At 71.5% G+C, this 6,094-nt stretch carries 5 protein-coding genes; all 5 read right to left on the reverse strand.

Translation table 11 applies throughout. The annotated features are described in order from the left end of the window. Positions 1-9 precede the first annotated feature (9 nt). Positions 10-681 (reverse strand): FadR/GntR family transcriptional regulator, encoded by a 672-nt coding sequence (locus tag ABEB00_RS01120; RefSeq protein ID WP_345616829.1) that lies wholly within the window; start codon positions 679-681, stop codon positions 10-12. Between the two features lie 119 nt (positions 682-800). Next, complete coding sequence (locus ABEB00_RS01125; RefSeq protein WP_345616830.1) at positions 801-2,417, reverse strand: glycerol-3-phosphate dehydrogenase/oxidase; 1,617 nt, start codon at positions 2,415-2,417, stop codon at positions 801-803. Positions 2,418-2,424: 7 nt separating this feature from the next. Next, positions 2,425-3,963: a glycerol kinase GlpK gene (glpK, locus tag ABEB00_RS01130; RefSeq protein ID WP_345616831.1), complete on the reverse strand. Its 1,539-nt coding sequence runs from the start codon at positions 3,961-3,963 to the stop codon at positions 2,425-2,427. Positions 3,964-4,010: 47 nt separating this feature from the next. Then, positions 4,011-4,805, reverse strand: a complete 795-nt coding sequence (locus tag ABEB00_RS01135; protein ID WP_345616832.1) for an MIP/aquaporin family protein — start codon at positions 4,803-4,805, stop codon at positions 4,011-4,013. A 339-nt stretch (positions 4,806-5,144) separates the two neighbouring features. Then, complete coding sequence (locus ABEB00_RS01140) at positions 5,145-5,909, reverse strand: IclR family transcriptional regulator (RefSeq protein ID WP_345616834.1); 765 nt, start codon at positions 5,907-5,909, stop codon at positions 5,145-5,147. Positions 5,910-6,094: the final 185 nt, after the last annotated feature.

A 6,094-nucleotide genomic window follows, 5' to 3' on the forward strand; every position in this document is an offset into this window, starting at 1 on the left:
GCGCACCGCTCACAGCGTCGAGCGCAGCCACTGCTCCACCGACGCGATGTGCACCGTCGCCCAGGACCGCGCCGCCTCCGCGTCCCGGTCGCGCAGGGCGTCGAGGATCGCGCGGTGCTCGTGCAGGGTGCGGCCCACCGCGTCCTTCTGGGTCAGCCCGCGCCAGACGCGGGCCCGGGTGGTGGGCCCGGACAGGCCGTCGAGCAGGGAGCAGAGCACCGCGTTGCCGGAGCCGCGCACGATGCTCCGGTGGAACTCCAGGTCGGCGGCGACCAGGGCCTCCACCGAGGGCTGCGCGCCGAGCGCGTCGAGCTGGGCGTCGAGCGCGTCCAGCTCCGCCGCGCCGATCAGGGCCGCCGCCATCGCGGTCGCGGCCGGTTCCAGGATGCGGCGCACGGCCAGGAACTCCAGCACCGTGTCGTCGCGGTGGAAGTCGACGACGAAGCTCAGCGCCTCCAGGAGCAGTTGCGGATCGAGACTGGTGACATAGGTGCCGTCGCCCTGGCGCACGTCCAGGATGCGGATCAGGGAGAGCGCCCGTACCGCCTCGCGCAGCGAGTTGCGGGACAGGCCGAGTTCGTCGGCGAGCAGGCTCTCCTTGGGCAGCCGGTCGCCGGGTCGCAGCGCGCCGGAGACGATCATGCCCTTGATCTTCTCGATCGCCTCGTCGGTGACTGCCACGGTCGACCTCCCTGCTCCGACATGCCGCTGGGACACCATCAGAGATCCGATGTATCCCGCCATTATGCCGGGGCCGCACCCCCCGCCGCGCACGCCCGGCGGGGGGTGGGAAACCGCGCCTACTTCTTGTCGAGCAGGTCCTGGACCCCGGCCCGGACCTCGTCCGTGGCCAGACCGCGGATGGTCAGCGTGGTGCGGCGGCGCAGCACGTCGTCCTGCGTCTCGGCCCACTCGTGGTCCCGGGCCCAGACCACCTGCGCCCAGATCTCCGGGGCGTCCGGGTGGACGCGCCGGGCCAGCTCCGGGCTCTCGTTGGCCAGGCGGGCGATGTCGAAGGCGAGCGAGCCGTAGTGGGTGGCCAGGTGCCTGGCGGTGTCGGCCGCCATCCGCGGGCCGGCGGCCGGGCCGTCGGCCAGCAGCCGGTGGGCGACCGCCCGCGGGTTGGCGACGCCGGGCAGCGGCAGCTTCCGCGGCAGCGAGGCGATCGGCTCGAAGTCCTCGCCGAGCGGGTGGCCCGGCAGCGACTCCAGCTTCTTCATGACCGTACGGCCGATGTGGCGGAAGGTGGTCCACTTGCCGCCGGCGACCGACAGCATCCCGCCCCGGCCCTCGCTCACGACCGTCTCGCGCTTGGCCTTCGCCGTGCTCCCGGGGCCGCCCGGCAGCACCCGCAGACCCGCGAAGGAGTACGTGATCAGATCCCGGTCGAGCTGCTGGTCGCGGATGGAGAACGCGGCCTCGTCGAGGATCTGGGCTATGTCCTTGTCGTTGACCGCGACGTCCGCCGGGTCGCCCTCGTACTCCTCGTCGGTGGTGCCGAGCAGCAGCATGTCCTCCCAGGGGAGGGCGAAGGTGATGCGGTACTTGTCGATGGGGGTCGCCAGCGCCGCCTTCCAGGGCGCGGTGCGCTTGAGGACCAGGTGGGCGCCCTTGGAGAGCCGGATCGAGGGGGCCGCGTCCGGGTTCTCCATGCGGCGCAGGTGGTCGACCCAGGGGCCGGTGGCGTTGAGCACCAGCCGGGCGTTCACGCCGAACTCGTCGCCGGACAGCCGGTCCTTCAGTTCGGCACCGGTCACCCGGCCCCTGGTGAAGCGCAGGCCGGTGACCTCGGCGTGGTTGAGGACGACGGCGCCCGCCTCGACGGCCGCGCGGACCGTCATCAGCGCCATCCGGGCGTCGTTCATCTGGTCGTCGCCGTACACGGCCACGGCCTTGAGGTCCTCGGTGCGCAGCTCCGGCACGTCCTGCGCGGCCTTGGCCGGGGAGAGCAGGTGGCCGACGCCGTCGCCGAAGGCGGAGAGCGCCGAGTAGGCGAAGACGCCCGCGCCGAGCTTCGCCGCGCCGTGCGGCCCGCCCTTGTACACGGGGAGGTAGAAGGTGAGCGGGTTCGCCAGGTGCGGGGCCACCTGGCGGGAGACCGCACGGCGTTCGAAGTGGTTCTCCGCGACCAGCTTCACCGCGCCGGTCTGCAGGTAGCGCAGGCCGCCGTGGAGCAGCTTGGAGGAGGCGGAGGAGGTGGCACCGGCGAAGTCGCCGGCGTCGACCACGGCCACCCTGAGGCCGGACTGCGCGGCGTGCCAGGCGGTGGAGATGCCCAGGATGCCCCCGCCGATCACGAGAAGGTCGTACGACGCCTTGGAGAGCTGCTCCCGGGTCTCGGCGCGGCTCGGGTTCGAGCCGGACGCCGGGTGCGTCCCCAGGGCAGGCACGGACTGCAGGGTGGACTGAGTGGTCATGCGGTTCTTACTCCTCGTCCTCAAGCCAGCCCATGGTCCGCTCGACGGCCTTGAGCCAGCTCTTGTACTCACGGGCGCGGGTCTCCGCGTCCATGCGGGGGGTCCATTCGGCGGCCCGGCGCCAGTTGGCGCGCAGGTCGTCGGTGCTGTTCCAGAAGCCGACGGCGAGACCGGCGGCGTAGGCGGCGCCGAGGCAGGTGGTCTCGGCGACCATCGGGCGCACCACGGGGGCGTCCACGAAGTCGGCGAGCAACTGCATCAGCAGGTTGTTGGAGGTCATGCCGCCGTCGACCTTGAGGGCGGCCAGCTCCACGCCGGAGTCCTTCGTCATGGCGTCGGCGATCTCCCGCGTCTGCCAGGCGGTGGCCTCCAGCACGGCGCGCGCGAGGTGTGCCTTGGTGACGTACCGGGTCAGGCCGGCGATCACCCCGCGCGCGTCGGAGCGCCAGTACGGGGCGAAGAGGCCGGAGAAGGCCGGGACGAAGTAGGCGCCGCCGTTGTCCTCGACCGTCAGGGCGAGGGTCTCGATCTCGGCGGCGGTGGAGATCAGGCCCATCTGGTCGCGCATCCACTGCACCAGCGAACCGGTGACGGCGATCGAGCCCTCCAGCGCGTAGACCGGCTTCTGGTCGCCGATCTGGTAGCCGACCGTGGTCAGCAGGCCGCTGTAGGAGTTGATGATCTTGTCACCGGTGTTCATCACCATGAAGGTGCCGGTGCCGTACGTCGACTTGGTCTCGCCCTCGGCGAAGCAGGTCTGGCCGAACAGCGCGGCCTGCTGGTCGCCGAGCGCGGAGGCGACCGGGATGCCGCCGAGCAGCTCACCGAGCCGGCCGCCCTTGATCTCGCCGTAGACCTCGGCGGAGGAGCGGATCTCCGGCAGCATCTGGGTGGGCACGCCGATCGACTCGGCGATGCGCGCGTCCCACGCCATGGTGTGCAGGTCCATCAGCATGGTGCGGGAGGCGTTGGTGACGTCGGTGACGTGCACGCCGCCGTCCGTGCCGCCGGTCAGGTTCCAGATGACCCAACTGTCCATGGTGCCGAAGAGCAGGTCGCCCGCCTCGGCGCGCTCCCGCAGCCCCTCGACGTTGTCGAGCAGCCAGCGCGCCTTGGGGCCGGCGAAGTAGGAGGCCAGCGGCAGGCCGGTCTGGCGGCGGAAGCGGTCCTGGCCGACGTTGCGGCCCAGCTCCCGGCAGAGGGCGTCGGTGCGGGTGTCCTGCCAGACGATGGCGTTGTGGACGGGCTCGCCGGTGTTCCGGTCCCAGATCAGCGTGGTCTCACGCTGATTGGTGATGCCGATGGCCAGGATGTCGTCGCGGGTGATGCCGGCCTTCTCGACGGCGGAGGCGACGACCTCCTGGACGTTGGTCCAGATCTCGGTGGCGTCGTGCTCGACCCACCCCGGCTTGGGGAAGATCTGCTCGTGCTCCTTCTGGTCGACCGAGACGATCCGACCGTCCCGGTCGAAGACGATGCAGCGCGAGGAGGTCGTCCCCTGGTCGATGGCGGCGATGAAGGGGCCGGTGGTGTGGGCGTCGGTCACTGTGTGCTCCTGGGGTCCGTGGTGGTGGCGGTCGGGTGCGGCACGGTCTACGCGAAGGCGACGTTGTAGAGGCCCGCGGCGATCGCGGCGCCGATCAGCGGACCGGCCACCGGGATCCACGCGTAGCTCCAGTCGGAGCCGCCCTTGTTGGGCAGCGGGAGCAGGGCGTGCACGATGCGCGGGCCGAGGTCGCGGGCCGGGTTGATCGCGTAGCCGGTCGGGCCGCCGAGCGAGAGGCCGATGGCGACCACCACGAACGAGGTGATCAGGACGCCGAGCGCGCCGAGGCCGTCACCGTCCTGGTTGAGCCCCTGGGTGAGGACGGCGAGGACGAGCACGAAGGTGCCGATGATCTCCGTGGCCAGGTTCTGCGCCACGTTGCGGATCTCCGGGCCGGTGGAGAAGACGCCGAGGACCGGTCCGGCGCCCTTCTCCTGTGCCTCCACGGCCTTCGCCGTCGTGGCCTGCGCGCCGGGACCGCCGACGATCTCCTTGTCGGTGAGGTGGGCGTGGAACTGGCCGTAGTAGGCGATCCAGACCAGGGTCGCGCCGATCAGCGCGCCGAGGAGCTGGCCGGCCCAGTACACGGGGACGTCGCCCCAGTCGCCGTCCTTGATCGCCAGGGCGAGCGTGAGCGCCGGGTTCAGATGGGCGCCGGAGAGCGGGGTGGAGATGTAGGCGGCCACCATGACCGCGAAGCCCCACCCGAGGGCGATGGCGACCCAGCCGGCGCCGCGCGCCTTGGAGGCCTTGAGTGTGACGGCGGCGCAGACACCGCCGCCGAGCAGGATGAGTATGGCGGTACCGATGGTCTCGCCGATGAAGATGTCGGAGCTGGACACCCGCGACTCCTTTGTCCTTCGTCCAGGGGAAGCGAACCCCGGGTCCCTCCGGGTGTTCTGGCGCTCTCAGGGAGTGAGAGCTGGCCGGCCCTTGGCGTTGTCCCACTCTAACGCGTATTGCCGGTAGGTGTTCGACAATGCCGACCGATGGACGGAGTCTTGTCCCGGGGTGACGGGTGCGTCAAGAGTCCTGTTATCGAAAACACCTTCACCTTTGATCGTTCCCGCTTATCGTTCGCGCTGATCGATCTTGAGAAGGGTGGCGGTGCCGCCCGGCCCCCGGGCACGACAAGAGCCGGGACGCCCTCGCGTCCCGGTGGTCGTCCGCCCGGAGGCGGCTCAGAAGCGGGCGGCGCCCAGATCCCGCGACACCGCGCGGGCGCAGTCCCGTACCGCCGCGACCAGCTCGGTGCGCAGCTCGCCGTCGCGGCACACCCGCTCCACGGCGCCGGTGATGCCGACCGAGCCGACCGGCATGCGCCGCCGGTCGTGAATGGGGGCGGCGATGGACGCCACGCCCTCCCAGGTCTCCTCCACGTCCGCCGCGTAGCCCCGCGCGCGGGTGAGGTCCAGTACGTGTTCGAAGGCGTCCTCGGCGCACACGGTCCGGTCGGTGAACGCCTTGCGCTCCGCCTCCAGGGCCTCGCTGTGCGCGACCGGGTCGTAGGCGGAGAGCACCTTGCCGAGGGCGGTGGAGTGCAGCGGCTGCATGGCGCCGATCTCCAGCACCTGCCGGCTGTCGTCGGGGCGGAAGACATGGTGCACGATCAGCACGCCCTGCTGGTGCAGGACGCCGAGGTGGACGCTCTCGCCGCTGGAACGGGCCAGGTCGTCCGCCCAGACCAGGGCTCGGGCCCGCAGCTCGTGCACGTCCAGATAGGTGGTGCCGAGGCGGAGCAGTTCGGCGCCGAGCTGGTAGCGCCCCGAGGCGTCGTCCTGCTCGACGAACCCCTCCTGCTGGAGGGTGCGCAGGATGCCGTGGGCGGTGCCCTTGGCGAGCCCCAGCGACGAGGCGATGTCCGACAGGCCGAGCCGTCGCTCGCCGCCCGCGAGCAGCCGCAGCATCGCCGCCGCCCGTTCGAGCGACTGGATGTTCCGTGCCATCGGCGTCCTGCCTCCGTCCCGTCGGGCCATCGGTGCGCGATCACGCCGCACCGTTCGGCAATGTCGAACACTACCGGTCGATGCCGACCTCCCGCCAATGGCCGGTCCGCGACCGCCGCGCGCGTCCGGCTCCCCGCCCCTTTCCTCCGCGTCCGGCTCCCCGGCCCCCTCCGTAGCTTCCCTCC

The organism is Streptomyces ziwulingensis (assembly GCF_039542605.1).
In the GTDB taxonomy this organism is placed as follows: domain Bacteria; phylum Actinomycetota; class Actinomycetes; order Streptomycetales; family Streptomycetaceae; genus Streptomyces; species Streptomyces ziwulingensis.

Coding starts and splice junctions, on each gene's coding strand:
- ABEB00_RS01125 (WP_345616830.1), bottom strand. CDS start 2,417: ATGACCACTCAGTCCACCCTGCAGTCCGTGCCTGCCCTGGGGACGCAC.
- ABEB00_RS01140 (WP_345616834.1), bottom strand. CDS start 5,909: ATGGCACGGAACATCCAGTCGCTCGAACGGGCGGCGGCGATGCTGCGG.